Annotated in this window: 13 protein-coding genes; 5 read left to right on the top strand and 8 right to left on the bottom strand. The window is 61.5% G+C overall.

Annotated features, from left to right (window positions below; genetic code table 11):
- Positions 1–2: 2 nt before the first annotated feature.
- Positions 3–920 carry a peptidylprolyl isomerase gene (locus tag BLS51_RS28435; protein WP_090183408.1) on the bottom strand — a complete coding sequence of 306 codons (918 nt, stop codon included), beginning with the start codon at positions 918–920 and terminating at the stop codon, positions 3–5.
- 146 nt (positions 921–1,066) lie between these two features.
- Between BLS51_RS28435 and BLS51_RS28430 the strand changes: the two genes are divergently transcribed.
- On the top strand, positions 1,067–1,711 hold the full coding sequence (locus BLS51_RS28430) for a VTT domain-containing protein (RefSeq protein WP_090183411.1): 645 nt from the start codon (positions 1,067–1,069) through the stop codon (positions 1,709–1,711).
- A 128-nt stretch (positions 1,712–1,839) separates the two neighbouring features.
- Entirely contained in the window at positions 1,840–2,868 is a 1,029-nt protein-coding gene (locus tag BLS51_RS28425) for a carbonic anhydrase (RefSeq protein ID WP_175472715.1), read from the top strand.
- On the opposite strand, the gene BLS51_RS28420 is transcribed toward BLS51_RS28425, so the two are convergent.
- The 3 genes from BLS51_RS28420 to tsaE are packed head-to-tail and all read right to left on the bottom strand — an operon-like array spanning position 2,865 to position 5,529.
- Positions 2,865–3,704, bottom strand: a complete 840-nt coding sequence (locus BLS51_RS28420; protein ID WP_090183414.1) for a D-hexose-6-phosphate mutarotase — start codon at positions 3,702–3,704, stop codon at positions 2,865–2,867. The two genes, BLS51_RS28425 and BLS51_RS28420, sit on opposite strands and share 4 nt — an antisense overlap.
- Positions 3,705–3,715: 11 nt before the next feature.
- Positions 3,716–5,080, bottom strand: a complete 1,365-nt coding sequence (locus BLS51_RS28415) for an N-acetylmuramoyl-L-alanine amidase (RefSeq protein WP_090183416.1) — start codon at positions 5,078–5,080, stop codon at positions 3,716–3,718.
- Complete coding sequence (gene tsaE, locus BLS51_RS28410; RefSeq protein WP_090183418.1) at positions 5,044–5,529, bottom strand: tRNA (adenosine(37)-N6)-threonylcarbamoyltransferase complex ATPase subunit type 1 TsaE; 486 nt, start codon at positions 5,527–5,529, stop codon at positions 5,044–5,046. Before tsaE ends, BLS51_RS28415 begins: the two co-directional genes overlap by 37 nt.
- 54 nt (positions 5,530–5,583) lie before the next feature.
- Here tsaE and queG point away from each other — a divergent pair, with 54 nt between their 5' ends.
- Complete coding sequence (queG, locus tag BLS51_RS28405) at positions 5,584–6,708, top strand: tRNA epoxyqueuosine(34) reductase QueG (RefSeq protein ID WP_090183563.1); 1,125 nt, start codon at positions 5,584–5,586, stop codon at positions 6,706–6,708.
- On the opposite strand, the gene BLS51_RS28400 is transcribed toward queG, so the two are convergent.
- Both BLS51_RS28400 and BLS51_RS28395 read right to left on the bottom strand, forming a co-directional pair.
- Positions 6,640–7,491 carry a CPBP family intramembrane glutamic endopeptidase gene (locus BLS51_RS28400; protein ID WP_090183420.1) on the bottom strand — a complete coding sequence of 284 codons (852 nt, stop codon included), beginning with the start codon at positions 7,489–7,491 and terminating at the stop codon, positions 6,640–6,642. The genes queG and BLS51_RS28400 overlap by 69 nt on opposite strands.
- Complete coding sequence (locus tag BLS51_RS28395) at positions 7,488–7,970, bottom strand: MarR family winged helix-turn-helix transcriptional regulator (protein WP_090183423.1); 483 nt, start codon at positions 7,968–7,970, stop codon at positions 7,488–7,490. The genes BLS51_RS28400 and BLS51_RS28395 overlap by 4 nt, the downstream gene beginning before the upstream one ends.
- A gap of 87 nt (positions 7,971–8,057) precedes the next feature.
- Between BLS51_RS28395 and BLS51_RS28390 the strand changes: the two genes are divergently transcribed.
- A complete protein-coding gene (locus BLS51_RS28390) occupies positions 8,058–9,809 on the top strand; it encodes a DUF885 domain-containing protein (protein WP_090183425.1) in 1,752 nt (583 codons plus the stop codon).
- Here BLS51_RS28390 and BLS51_RS29885 read toward each other — a convergent pair whose 3' ends face one another.
- Positions 9,810–10,082: a hypothetical protein gene (locus BLS51_RS29885; protein ID WP_139169157.1), complete on the bottom strand. Its 273-nt coding sequence runs from the start codon at positions 10,080–10,082 to the stop codon at positions 9,810–9,812. It abuts the gene before it with no gap.
- Entirely contained in the window at positions 10,033–10,317 is a 285-nt protein-coding gene (locus BLS51_RS30700) for a BrnT family toxin (RefSeq protein WP_090183428.1), read from the bottom strand. The genes BLS51_RS29885 and BLS51_RS30700 overlap by 50 nt, the downstream gene beginning before the upstream one ends.
- Before the next feature lie 405 nt (positions 10,318–10,722).
- Here BLS51_RS30700 and BLS51_RS28380 point away from each other — a divergent pair, with 405 nt between their 5' ends.
- On the top strand, positions 10,723–12,855 hold the full coding sequence (locus BLS51_RS28380) for a TonB-dependent siderophore receptor (protein ID WP_229207560.1): 2,133 nt from the start codon (positions 10,723–10,725) through the stop codon (positions 12,853–12,855).
- Positions 12,856–13,183 lie beyond the last annotated feature (328 nt).

Here is a 13,183-nt window from a genome sequence, read left to right as displayed (position 1 = left end):
GATTATAACTTGCCGCGCTCGCGCACCGGCATGGTGGCGTTGCACAGCTCCAGATAGTTGGCCGCGTATTTATTCCACGGGCCGCCGCGATTGCGCTGTGCTTCCAGCACCTGCTGGTAAATCGGTGCATCGCTGCGCATCACCTCCAGATGGCTGCGTTCCGCCTCCGGCACATCCGCCTCCAGCCGCACCGAGATGATCGGCATGCGTGGTTCATTCGCAGCGTAGACGCCCAGCGTGTCGCTGCCGCGTGGCAGGATGGTCAGCAGCGGCATGCCGGAGATGACGCGGCCCACCACCGTGATGTTGCGGTCCAGGTGACGCGGCGCGTGGCCGTTCACCGCATACAGCTCGGCGCCATTGCCGCTGTCGGTGTCATTGTCGCGGCCCACGCCGACCGCGCCGTAGCAGTGCGCCAGCCAGGTGGTGCCGGCTTTCGGATCACGCCCGACCGGGAAGCCGTTCGAGTGGCCGATCTGCGGCGCATAGCCATCCGCATCTTTCTGCAGCACGAAGTGCTTGTCGTTCGCCAGCGGCACGCTGAATTCGCCCTGCACCTTGGCCTTGGCCGAGCCCAGCGCCTTGGGCTTGGTTTCAGCATTCGGATCGCCCCACTGCGCCACATAGTTGTCCTGCGAGCGGTTCACCGCCAGGCCGTCGAAGTAATGCTCTTTTACCAGCGTCTTGATATTGGCGATGTTTTGCGGCGCGAAGTCCGGCGCCAGTTCGATCACCACGCGGCCGGTCGGCAGATCCATGTACAGCGTGTTGGCCGGATCGGTCGGGCGCCAGTCCGATGGCTTGGATGTCTTGATGATTTCACCAGCGCTGGGTCGCACCGGCAGGTCGGCAGCGTGCGTCAGGCCAACGGTGGCCAGTGCGGACAGGGATAAAACACGGAAAGTACGGGATAAAGCCATCCAAATCTCCTTGGTTGATCAAACCCGCTTGCTGCGGGGCGTGTGCCGATTGTAAACTGGATAGTAATCGTCGGGAAAGCGCCGCTATGCGGCCCACAGTGCGATGGCGTGGTGTATGATTCCGGCGCTTACTTTAAGAGAAGAATATGGATTTTATGCAATTCTTCGACATGATTCTTCATGTCGACAAAACTTTGGAAGTGCTCATCCAGCAATACGGGACACTGATTTATGTTGTTCTGTTTGCCATTATCTTCGCCGAGACCGGCCTGGTGGTCCTATTCTTCTTCCCTGGCGATACGCTGTTGTTTATCGCTGGTGCGCTGTGCGCGGTAGGCCAGATGAATCTGCCGTTGCTGATGCTGCTGCTGACTACGGCGGCCGTCACCGGCAACACCTGCAATTACTGGATAGGCGAGAAGGTCGGGCAGCGCATGTTCACCCACGACTATCGCTGGCTGAACAAGGCGGCGCTGACCCGCACTCACGAGTTCTTTGAAAAGCACGGTGGCAAGACCATCGTCATCGCCCGCTTCATTCCGCTGGTGCGCACTTTCGCGCCGTTTGTGGCCGGTGTGTCGGACATGACTTTCGCCCGCTTCCAGCTGTATAACTTCACCGGCGCCATCCTGTGGGTGTGCTCGCTGACTGCCGCTGGTTATTTCTTCGGCAATATTCCTATCGTCCGCGATCACCTGACCGAAATCGTGCTGGTCGGCGTTGGGGTGGTGATTGTGCCGATGATTATCGGCGCGCTGTACAAATTGACGCGCCGCCTGCAAAGCCGCTGAAACCCGCATAAAACCATGCTGCGCGGCCGCCGCAGCATGACAGTTTGCTATTTCTCCGGCGGCACGCCCTCAAGTTTTGCCCAAATGCATCCGTATACCAGAATGTAATTGTCACTTCTGGATAGCCCATGCGTACCCTCCTGACCCTGCTGGCCTGTTGCTGCGTTGTTTCCGCAGCCGTCAGCGCTGAAAAAGATCCGCTGATTTCGCCATCGACGAAAACTGCGCTTCCAGGGGGCGTGGGCGGTGGTTCGGGCTCGGCTTCGTCGTCCGCATCGGCTTCCTCGTCGTCCAGCGCGCCAGCGCGCAAGCTGAGCAAGCGCGAGGAAGAGCAGCAGGCGGAGGCTGACCTGTCGGTGCGCATCCAGGAGCGCCTGGCCGCCATGCGTGCCAACCAGCAGGCGCGTGCCGCCGCAGCAGCCAAGGCGCGCAAGGCGGCGGAAGTGAAGGCTGCCGTCGTGGCTGCCGCGCCCAAGGTGTACAGCAATGTGTGGTCGTATGAGGGGGAGTCCGGCCCGGCCAACTGGGGCAAGATCAATCCCGCCTGGGCCAAGTGCGGCAATGGCAACCGCCAGTCGCCGATCGATATCCGCGATGGCATGAAGGTGGACCTGGAGCAGATCACCTTTGATTATCATCCGTCGTCGTTCAATGTGACCGACAACGGCCATACGGTGCAGGTGATGGTTGGTAACGGCAACTACATCACGGTGGGCAACCGCACCTATGAGCTGGTGCAGTTCCACTTCCATCGTCCGTCCGAAGAGCGCATCAACGGCAAGGGCTTCGAGATGGTGATGCACCTGGTGCACAAGGATGGCGAGGGCCGCATCGCGATGCTGGCGCTGCTGCTGGAACGCGGCAAGCCACAGCCAGTGATTCAGACCGTGTGGAACAACCTGCCGCTGGAGAAGTTTGATACCGCAGCACCGTCGATCACGCTTGATCCGATGGATCTGATTCCGGCGCGCCGCGAATACTTCACCTTCATGGGATCGATGTCGACGCCGCCGTGCCAGGAGAACGTATTGTGGCTGGTGATGAAGGAGCCGGTGCAGGCGTCACCGGCGCAGATGGCGCTGTTCAGCCGCCTGTATCCATTGAACGCCCGTCCTACGCAGCCGAGCAACGGCCGCATCATCAAGGAATCCAACTAAACCTCGATGCGGTGCTTGCCGGTCCAGGTGGCGCCGGCTTCCAGCGGCTGCTGATGGATGCGCGCCGGCTCGATGCAGACAAAGCGCAGGTACTCGTCATCGGCCAGGTCCACCAGCGCGGCTGCGTCTTCCTTGCCCGGATTCCATACCACCCACTGCTGGAAGCCTTGCTGCTCCAGGCGCAGCGTGGCGTTGGCCGTGTTCAGCGTTACCGCCGGCGTGGCTTCCACCATGCGATCGAGCTTCTCGGTGAAGTGCAGCGCAGGCGTATCTTGCACGTGCGTGGTGTTGTGATGGTCGAGGAAGGACTGGTTTTGCAGGCCGCTGATGCTGGTCGCCTCCAGGCTGCCGACATCGTAGTAGGTGTGCAGCGCCACGCCGAACGGATAAGCGTCCTTGCCCGGATTGTGTGCGCTGTAGTCCATCTCCAGCGCATCGCCTTGCAGCGTGAAGCGCAAGGTCAGCGCGAAGTCGTATGGCCAGGCTTGCGCGTGTTCGGCCGAAATATCGTTCGGCGCCAGGCTGAATTCGAGGAAGGAGCTGCCGCCATCGCCGCCCTGGCCGGTCAGGCGCCAGGTGCTGATGCGCGCGAAGCCGTGGCGCAGGCCGGGGCCGCGCACATTAAACTGCGGGAAGATGACCGGCACGCCGCCGCGAATCGCCTTGCTGCCATCCAGCGGCGTTTGCGAGCTGACGAACAGGCGCTCCTTGCCATCGGCGGTTTTCCAGGACAGCAGGTGGGCGCCAAACAGCGACACAGTGATTTGCGCGCCATCGGCAGCGGTCAGGTGTACTGCCGGCAGCGCGCCGTATTCGGTCATCTTGACTACAGCCATGTCTCTCTCTTTCAGGTCAGGCGGTTTTTCGCCAGCGGTGGATTTTTTGCGAAATAACGGCGGATGCCGGTGACGATGGCATCGGCCAGCTTGTTCTGGTAGTCCTCATCGCGCAGCTTGGCCTCTTCTTCCGGGTTGGAGATAAAGGCAGTCTCGATCAGGATCGATGGAATGTCCGGCGCCTTCAGCACCGCAAAGCCGGCCTGCTCGACCGAGCCTTTGTGCAGGCGGTTGATGCCGCCGATTTCGCCCAGCACCGCGCGGCCCAGCTTCATGCTGTCGTTGATCTGCGCGGTGGTGGAGAGGTCGAACAGCACGCTGGCCAGTTGCTTGTCGTGGTTCTTCAGGTTGACGCCGCCGATGGCGTCAGCCGAGTTTTCCTTGTCCGCCAGCCAGCGCGCGGCAGTGGAGGTGGCGCCTTTTTCGGACAGCACGAATACCGAGGAGCCGCGCGCGGTCGGCTGCACGAAGGCGTCGGCGTGGATGGAGACGAATAGGTCGGCTTGCACCTTGCGGGCTTTTTCCACGCGCGTGCCGAGCGGGACGAAGTAGTCGCCGTCGCGGGTCAGCATCACGCGGATGTTCGGCAGGTCTTCCAGCTTGGTTTTCAGGCGCTTGGCGATGGCCAGCACGATGTCTTTCTCGCGGCTGCCGTTGCGGCCCGAGGCGCCGGGATCTTCGCCGCCATGGCCAGGGTCCAGCGCGATGGTAATCATGCGCACCATCTTGCCGGTCTTCTCGACCTTCTCGGCGGCCTTGGTCTGGGCTTCGGCGATTTTCACCTGCGCCTTCAGTTCCTCGCGCGGTTCGGCCTTCAGATCCGGCTTGAGTTCCGCCAGCTGTTCCTTCGGCGTCTGCACCGCCGCCACATCGGCCGGTGGATCGGTCCATTCGCCTTTCTCGATCATGGCGGCGATCGGATCGACTTCCTGTACCGGGTACAGGTCGAAGATCAGGCGGTGCTTGTAGCTGCCGGCTGGCGCCAGCGTGAACACCTGCGGCTTGACTTCGGCCTTCAGGTCGAACACCAGGCGCACCACGTTGGGCCGGTTCTGGCCCACGCGCACCTGCTTGATGTACGGGTCATTGGACTGGATCTTGGCGACCAGGCTTTTCAGCGTCGGATTCAGGTCCAGGCCCTCGATGTCGACCACCATGCGTTCCGGGTCCTTGACGATGAAGTGCGTGGCTTTGAGGTCGGTATCGTTTTCCAGCGTGACGCGGGTGTAGTCGTCCGCAGGCCAGACGCGCACGGCGAGAATTTGCGCGGCATTGGCGCGCAATGGGGCGGTGACCGACAGCAGCAGGGTGGCGCCGGCCTTCAGGACGGTGCGGCGGCTCACATGTTTGGAGCGAATTTGAGGCGTTGAAGGCATGAGTTACCCAAGGCGGTAGACGCCTGCAATTCTACATCACGACCGTGGCCAGCCACAGTCAAAAACACATTCAGGTCCGGCGGCGGCAGCACGCCTTCGGCTTTTTCCGGCCATTCGACGATGCAGATGTTATCCCCGTTGAAGTCTTCGCGGAAGCCGGCGTCGAGGAATTCCTCCGGGCTGCCCATGCGATACAGGTCGAAGTGGATGACGCTGACGGCGCGGCCGTCGAGCTGGATGCTGTACGGTTCGGACAGCGTGTAGGTCGGGCTTTTGACGGTGCCGGTGTGGCCGGCGGCGTGCAGCAGCGCGCGGGTGAGGGCGGTTTTGCCGGCGCCCAGGTCGCCATGCAAGTGGATCGCCAGGCCGGGCACGAGGGCGCGTGCCAGTGCCGCGCCAAGGGCGGCTGTGCCTTCTTCGTCGTGGAGATGGGCTGTGAAGTGCTGCATCAATTAAAATGTCATGTTGGTTTGACCGCCATTGTAACCGTCTACTTCATCCAGATGTCCCTGTCCGAATCCAATTTAGCCGAACTTGCCCTCAGCATCAAGCGCTGGGGCGTGGAACTCGGCTTTGCCGAAATCCGCATCACCGACGTGGACCTGAGCCACGCCGAAGCCGGCCTGCAGGCCTGGCTGGACGCCGGCATGCACGGCGAAATGGACTATATGGCAAGCCATGGCATGAAGCGCGCGCGGCCCGCCGAACTGGTGCCGGGCACCATCCGCGTGGTCAGCGCCCGCATGAACTATCTGCCGAGGGACACGCAAACCGAGGGCGAACATGACTGGCGCGACCGCGAGGCCGCGCGGCTGGCCGATCCCGGCGCCGCCGTCATTTCGGTGTATGCGCGCGGCCGCGACTATCACAAGGTGCTGCGCGCGCGCCTGCAACAGCTGGCCGACAAGGTGAAGGCGGAAATCGGCGATTTCGGCTATCGCGTGTTCACCGATTCGGCGCCGGTAATGGAGCTGCCGCTGGCGGAGAAGGCCGGCCTGGGCTGGCGCGGCAAGCACACCTTGCTGCTGTCGCGCACCGCCGGCTCGATGTTCTTCATGGGCGAATTTCTGGTCGACCTGCCGCTGCCGGTGGATGAACCGACCGGCGCGCATTGTGGCCAGTGCAGCTCCTGTATCACCGCCTGTCCGACGCAAGCGATCCTCGGACCTGGCAAGCTGGATGCGCGGCGCTGCATCTCCTACCTGACCATCGAATTGAAGAATGCGATCCCGCTGGAGATGCGGCCATTGATCGGCAACCGCGTCTACGGCTGCGACGACTGCCAGACCGCCTGTCCATGGAATAAATTCGCCCAGCGCGCGGTGCTGCCGGACTTTGACGAACGCCATGGCCTCGGCAGCGCGTCGATGATCGAATTGTTTGCGTGGAGCGAGGAAGAGTTCAACCGCAATATGGAAGGCAGCCCGATACGCCGCATCGGCCATGAGCGATGGCTGCGCAATATCGCGGTCGGGCTGGGGAATGCGGCGGCGGCTGGTGCCAGGGGCGATGCGGCGATCGTCGCGGCGCTGCGGGCGCGCCGCGAGCATCCGTCTGATTTAGTGCGCGAGCACGTGGCCTGGGCGCTGGCGCAGCATCAGGATGGCGACAGCGCCCCACACGATTAAGGTCACCACCGAGGCTTCGACGCCGTAGCCGCCGCCGGTCAGCCATTCAGGGCCGGACATCGACACCTGCAACCAGCCGCGCGCCGTGTGGCCGGACATCGGCACCGCGAACAGACCATCGTAAGTGGAGTTCCAGGCGAAGTGCGCGCCGATCGGCAGCCACAGGCGGCGCGTCTTCATGTAGCAGGCGCAGAACACCAGCGAGGCGATGCAGGTCATGACGATGGCCATCACGCTGACGTTGTCGTTCGACAGATGGGCCAGTCCGAACAGCAGCATCGAGGCTAGCAGTGCGGCGCGCGTACCCCAGCGCTGTTCAACGATGCGGAACACCACCGCGCGGAACATGATCTCTTCAAAACAGGCCACCATGATCTGCTCCGGCAGGGATTTCAGCAGGAAGCCGAAGCTGTCGCTGGTGCCGGTGATGACGAAGGCACCGGCTGCGGCCAGGATGCCGGCCACGGTCAGACCGAGCGCGGCGCCGAGTGCCACGCCCATGCCGGTTTCGCGCGCCGCGCCACGCAGCGACAATTCAGTGGGCTGGCGCTGTTCGATGCGGGTCACGAACCAGCGGTAGGCCATCACGCTGAACGCCGCCGCCAGCAGCATCGGCCACACCACGCGCAAGGGCTTGGGCACCAGGATGCCGGCCAACATCATGGTCAGCGTGATCGGCAGCATGGTGACGATCAATCCGAGCACGACGCGCGCGGCGGGATGGGCCAGGAGGCGCGAAAAGAACGAAGGAACGGGTGTAACAGCTGGATGGGCGATACTCATGATGTCTCCTTGTTGCTGGTAATGGCGGCGTGCGCGGTGCGGATGCGTTCACCGAAGGGTTGCGTTTGCAGGGCGGCGATGGCGGCTGCCAGCGTGTCCGACAAGGCATGCGGCAGGTCGGCATCCAGGCTGTCGGCGGCGGCGCGCGTGGCTTGCCAGCAGAGGCGCAGTTGCGGCAGCAGGGCTTCTCCCTGGGCGCTGAGGCGGATCACCTTCTGGCGCGCGTCGTGCTCGCCGGGCGCGGCTTGCAGCAAGCCTTCCTTCAGCATCAGCGCCACGGTCTGGGTGGCGGCTGGCTGGGTGATGCCGGCGGCTTCGGCGATCTGGCTGATGGTGTGCGGCCGGCCGCCTTCCAGCGCCCGCATCACTGGCGTGTAGCGCGGACGGTAGGCGATGCCTGCTTCCTCGTAGGAGGCGGCGACGGCGCCGTCGAGCAGGTCGATCAGGTGGCGCAATTGGGTTCCAAGTCCTTGTCTCATGGTTTGACTTTAACACAATGCATAAGTGCTTATGTATTTATTTTTACGTGGCTTTGTATAATCGCCACACATCAATCAGGAGGCTAAATGACCATGAAACTCTTCGCGCTGCTGGCCGGCGCTTCCCTGAGCCTGGCTGCGCACGGCGTCGACTTTGACCGCTGGGCCGACAAGGTCGCCAGCGCCAAGGTGCGCAACGACCCGGAGCAAGCCACGCAGAAGCAGTACTTTGACGCCAGGGAGCAGGATGCGCTGGACCGCAAGCTGACGCCGAACACGGTGGTGTTCCGCGCGGCGCAGGTGGCGGAGGCGAAGCAGTCGCTGGCGGAGCTGGCCAAGATCAACCAGTCGAAACTGACGCCGCAGCAGCGCGCCAGCGCGGCCACCATCGCCTGGAGCTTGCAGGGCACGGTGGATGCGTATCCGTACCGCGATTATCAGTTTGTGTTCAACCAGTTCACCGGCCTGCATGTGCAGATCGTGAACTTCCTGTCGCAGCAACATCCAATCCGCAACCGCCGCGACATCGAAAACTATCTGGTGCGCCTGAAAGCGGTGGCCGGCAAGATGGACACCGGCATCGTGCAGGCGCGCGGCGCCGCCGCCAACGGCATCCTGATGCCGACCTTTATCACGCAGGCGTCGATCGGCCAGCTGGACCGCTTCCTCGACGGCACGCCGGAGAACAATGTATTCGTTGCATCGCTGGTGCAGCGCATGGGCAAGGTGAAGGATGTGACGGCCGAGGAGCAGGCGAAGTTCACCGCCGACGCCACCGCCATCGTGCGACAGTCGGTGATACCGGTGTTCCAGCGCACCCGCGTGCTGTTGCAGGAGCAGCTGCCGAAGACGAATAACGATGCGGGCTTGTGGCGCCTGCCGAACGGCGACAAGGCGTATGCGGTGCAGCTGCGCCAGATGACCTCCACCGATTACACGCCGCAGCAGATCCACGAGATCGGCCTGCGCGAAGTGGCGCGCATCGAGAAGGAGATGAATGGTCTGCTGGTGTCGATCGGCTACACCGAGGGAACGATCAAGCAGCGCATGGAGAAGCTGGAGAAAGACCAGCAGCCGAAGGAAGCAGACCCGCGTCCGCAACTGCTGGCGCGCTATGCGGAGCTGCTGCGCGATTCCGAAGTGCGCGCGAAAGACCTGTTCGACATCACGCCGAAGGCGCCGGTGGAAGTGCGCCGCGAGCCGCTGTTCACCGAGAAGACAGCGGCTGCGCATTACACTGGTCCGGCGCGCGATGGCACGCGTCCGGGCATCTTCTGGGCGCCGATGCCGGGGCCTGAGTTCCGCATTGTCGGCATGCGCACGCTGGTGTATCACGAAGGCGTGCCGGGCCACCACTTCCAGGTCGCGCTGCAGCAAGAGAATACCGGCTTGCCGCGCTATCGCCGCGACCGCGTGTTCGGCGTCGGTTCTGCGTATGGCGAAGGCTGGGCGCTGTATGCCGAGCAGCTGGCGGCGGAGCATGGCTGGTATGGCGATGATGTGGTCGGCCGGCTTGGCCAGCTGGACGCGGAACTGTTCCGCGCGCGCCGCCTGGTGGTCGACACCGGCCTGCACGCGATGAAGTGGACGCGCCAGCAGGGCATCGACTATGGCATCGCGCCGGCGGAGGTGGATCGGTATGTGGTGATGCCGGGCCAGGCCTGCGCGTACAAGATCGGCATGATCCGCATCCTCGACCTGCGCGCCAAAGCGCAGCAAGCGCTGGGCGACAAATTCAACCTGAAAGCCTTCCACAACACCGTGCTGGAAACCGGCAATGTGCCGCTATCGGTACTGGAAAAAGTGGTCGACGAATGGATCGCCACGCAGAAGGGCTAACTACTTCGTGACAGGCTTTCCCGGCTTTGGCGTCGGTGGCTTCCCGGAGGCCATTGTCTGCGGAAGCTTGTGCCGGGTTCGCCATAGCGGGTCTTGATGCGGATGTCCGCCAGGGAAAGTGACGACGGCCTTGGACCAGTAAGCCTCAACCTCTGCTTCATTATTTGGATCATAGGGGCTTTCTGGATCGTAGACATAGTCAGGTGCGGCCGCGATGGCCGCATCAATTTCTTCCTGTGTGAAGTACGGATTTGAAATACTTTCGCGTTTCATAGTTTTCTCCATATCTACAAGAAATGATTCTCGCGTCATCGCCTACTGGCGCCCAAATCATGCGGACAACTCTGCCGCGAAGTAAGCCCAAGCTGCGGATGCGTAATTCTGTGTGATTATCAGTCCGGTCTTCTTCTGAATCCATAGGGTAATCAGATACCGACTCCAGGTCTGCGAAGTCGATTCGATGGCGTTTCAGGTTCTGGCGCCGCTTGTTTTCGTCCCATGTCAGCATGGGATGATGTTGTCACTTCAGAGTAAACACTGATTGAGGAAGATCAAGCGAGGTGAGGTGAGCTTATTGCACTGTGCTCGTGTACTCGGGGTCAGTTCCGGCAAAGTGCCAATGTCGAATTGCAGGAACTCGACGCTTGAGCGAGACAACCTCCAAGATGCGACTGCGGATTACCCAAGTGACGCCTATCTGTCGGCATCGCGATCGCCTTCAGACTAGCATGACAATAAGTCGAGGGGCGAATTAGTTGCCCGACCGGCATTCAAATCCTTCATTACACCCGTTTCATTGCTGGCTTGACCTATATTCATTATAATGAGAATAGAAATCATTCTTATTTAATATCTAAAATCCATCTCAGGACGTCAACAAGACTCTGCGACAAACAATAAGGGAAGCCTGCTCATGTCACACCGTGTATCTCCGATTCAACCGCGCCGTCTGGTTCTCGCGGTCTTGCTGGCCGAACTCACCATCGGCGTAGTCACTCCAGCACTGGCCCAGACCAGTGGCGTCGCAGCTGCCGCTCCCGAGACCGACACTGCCGTATTGCCCCAAGTGGTAGTAACGGGCCAGGGTGAAACGGCCACCAGTGCGGTCGCCGGTTATCTGGCCAAGCGTAGCGCCACCGCGACCAAGACCGATACCAAACTGTCGGAAACGCCGCAGGCGGTCACGGTGGTCACGCGCGACCAGATCATTGAGCAAGGCGCAGGAAATCTGCAAGACGCCCTCAATTACGCGGCCGGCGTACGCTCAGATGCATATGGTATCGATTCCCGCAGCGACGGCATGCTGGTGCGCGGCGTCTCGCCCGATGAGTACCTGGATGGCATCCGCAAGTCGATGAGCTACTACACCAGTACCGCCCGCACCGATCCGTACACGCTTGAGCGCATCGAGGTATTGCGCGGCGCGGCCGCCATGCTGTATGGCCAAGGCGGCACCGGCGGTGTGGTCAACATGGTGAGCAAGCGCCCGCAAGCCCAGGCGCAGAACGAAATCGGCGTGCAGTATGGCAGCTACCAGCGCAAGCAGGTACAAGCTGACTTTACCGGCCCACTGACAGAAGACGGCAAGTGGCTGTACCGCCTGGTCGCGGTCAAGCGCGATGCCAATACCCAGGTCGATTATGTACCTGACGACCACGCGCTGGTGGCGCCGTCGCTGACGTGGAAACCGAACGCTGACACCACGCTGACGCTGCAGGCGCTGTGGCAGGACGATAAAACCAGCTCAACCTCCCAGTTCTTCCCATGGTCCGGTGTGTTGACGAGCAATCCCAACGGCAAGATTCCGGCCAGCCGCTTCATAGGCGAGCCAGGCTTCGACCGCTACAACACCAAACGCAAAACCATCGGCTGGACCTTCGAGACGGCTTTGAACAGCGACTGGAAATTGCGTCAAAACACGCGCTACTCGTACAACAAGAACGACTACCGCTCAATTTACGCCGACTCGTTCTCGCTGCCGGGTGGCTATAACGCCGACCCGGTCAACCAGCGCGTGGTTGACCGTTACGCCTCCGCGTCGCTGACGCAGACCAAAGTATTTGGCATTGACCAGACGCTGGAAGGCAATTTCGTCACCGGCACGTTCCAGCACAAAATCCTGCTCGGCGTTGACTACCTGCATTACAAGCAGACCGGCTCGGCGGGTTATCCGGTAGCGACGCCGATCGACGTCTACAATCCAGTCTATACCGGCTTCACGTTCAATGATCTGTCGCTGCTGGCGGCCAATACCCAGAAGCAGACCGGCCTCTATGTACAGGATCAGATCAACCTGACGTCGAAACTGTTGCTGACCGTAGGCCTGCGCCATGACAAGGCGCGCAACGAGACCGAGGGCGCGGACACCCAGAAGTCGAGCGCCACCACCAAGCGCGCAGGGCTGATGTATCTGTCTGACAGCGGCGTGTCGCCGTACGTCAGCTACAGTGAATCCTTCACGCCGGTGGCCAATAGCGCCCAGGGCCAGGTATTCAAGCCGCTGCGCGGCGAGCAATGGGAGGCGGGCGTCAAATATGAGCCGGCCGGTAGCAGCTTGTCGCTGAACGCTGCTGCGTATCACTGGAAAGAGAAAAATCAGCTGTTCGCCGTTACGCCGGTGCTGTCAGTACAGTTGGGCAAAACCGAAGCCAAAGGCGTGGAGCTGGAAGCACGCGGCCAGGTGGCTAAAGGGCTGGAACTGATTGCCCAGTACAACTATATTGATCTTGATGAGCAACTCAACGGCATCCCGTCACAACAGACGTCGCTGTGGACGAAGTACAACTTTGCTGCGGCCGGAGTGACCGGGCTGTCGGTGGGCGGCGGCGTGCGCCACATGAACTCGTTCCGTGATGGCAGCGCACCAACCACGCCGGACGTGACTCTGGTGGACGCCATGTTCGCATGGGACAGCCCGAGCTGGCGTATTGCGCTCAACATCAACAACCTGAGCAACAAGACTTATGTCGCCACCTGCCTGGGCCGGGGCGACTGCTGGTTTGGCGCGAAGCGCAATGCGGTTTTGTCGGCCACGTATCGCTGGTAAGCATTGTTCCGGCCTCAGATCATGGTGCTGTTGGGATCGTGACTGGGGCTGACATCGCTCAACTAGATTAGCTTGGCTTCGTGCTCTGGGGCGTCTGTTACCCACCAGCTATTCGCATGCATAACCACCACTTGGTGTGCCGTGCGTATTTCAGTTCTAGTGGCAGCTAGCTCGATGAAGTGGACATCTCGGGTTGGGCGACGTGAGCATGGATGTGTACGATAGACGGCTTGCGCCCCATTGCGGACATTTAGATGGTGACCGCGCTTCATACGAAAGCGTGACTCTCGGCATGGCTCCCACTCGCAAGAAACGTAGTACATCTCAT

Origin of the sequence: Duganella sp. OV510 (assembly GCF_900100205.1) — a bacterium.
Classification (GTDB): Bacteria; Pseudomonadota; Gammaproteobacteria; order Burkholderiales; family Burkholderiaceae_D; genus Rugamonas.
This window is presented reverse-complemented; position numbering and strand designations above follow the sequence as displayed.

What these genes read in the sequence shown, in the direction of transcription:
- queG (WP_090183563.1), top strand. Translation starts at nt 5,584, where the DNA reads ATGTCCCTGTCCGAATCCAATTTAGCCGAACTTGCCCTCAGCATCAAG.
- BLS51_RS29885 (WP_139169157.1), bottom strand. Translation starts at nt 10,082, where the DNA reads ATGAAACGCGAAAGTATTTCAAATCCGTACTTCACACAGGAAGAAATT.
- BLS51_RS28430 (WP_090183411.1), top strand. Translation starts at nt 1,067, where the DNA reads ATGGATTTTATGCAATTCTTCGACATGATTCTTCATGTCGACAAAACT.
- BLS51_RS30700 (WP_090183428.1), bottom strand. Translation starts at nt 10,317, where the DNA reads ATGCTGACATGGGACGAAAACAAGCGGCGCCAGAACCTGAAACGCCAT.
- BLS51_RS28425 (WP_175472715.1), top strand. Translation starts at nt 1,840, where the DNA reads ATGCGTACCCTCCTGACCCTGCTGGCCTGTTGCTGCGTTGTTTCCGCA.
- BLS51_RS28380 (WP_229207560.1), top strand. Translation starts at nt 10,723, where the DNA reads ATGTCACACCGTGTATCTCCGATTCAACCGCGCCGTCTGGTTCTCGCG.
- BLS51_RS28400 (WP_090183420.1), bottom strand. Translation starts at nt 7,491, where the DNA reads ATGAGTATCGCCCATCCAGCTGTTACACCCGTTCCTTCGTTCTTTTCG.
- BLS51_RS28395 (WP_090183423.1), bottom strand. Translation starts at nt 7,970, where the DNA reads ATGAGACAAGGACTTGGAACCCAATTGCGCCACCTGATCGACCTGCTC.
- tsaE (WP_090183418.1), bottom strand. Translation starts at nt 5,529, where the DNA reads ATGCAGCACTTCACAGCCCATCTCCACGACGAAGAAGGCACAGCCGCC.
- BLS51_RS28390 (WP_090183425.1), top strand. Translation starts at nt 8,058, where the DNA reads ATGACCATGAAACTCTTCGCGCTGCTGGCCGGCGCTTCCCTGAGCCTG.
- BLS51_RS28415 (WP_090183416.1), bottom strand. Translation starts at nt 5,080, where the DNA reads ATGCCTTCAACGCCTCAAATTCGCTCCAAACATGTGAGCCGCCGCACC.
- BLS51_RS28420 (WP_090183414.1), bottom strand. Translation starts at nt 3,704, where the DNA reads ATGGCTGTAGTCAAGATGACCGAATACGGCGCGCTGCCGGCAGTACAC.
- BLS51_RS28435 (WP_090183408.1), bottom strand. Translation starts at nt 920, where the DNA reads ATGGCTTTATCCCGTACTTTCCGTGTTTTATCCCTGTCCGCACTGGCC.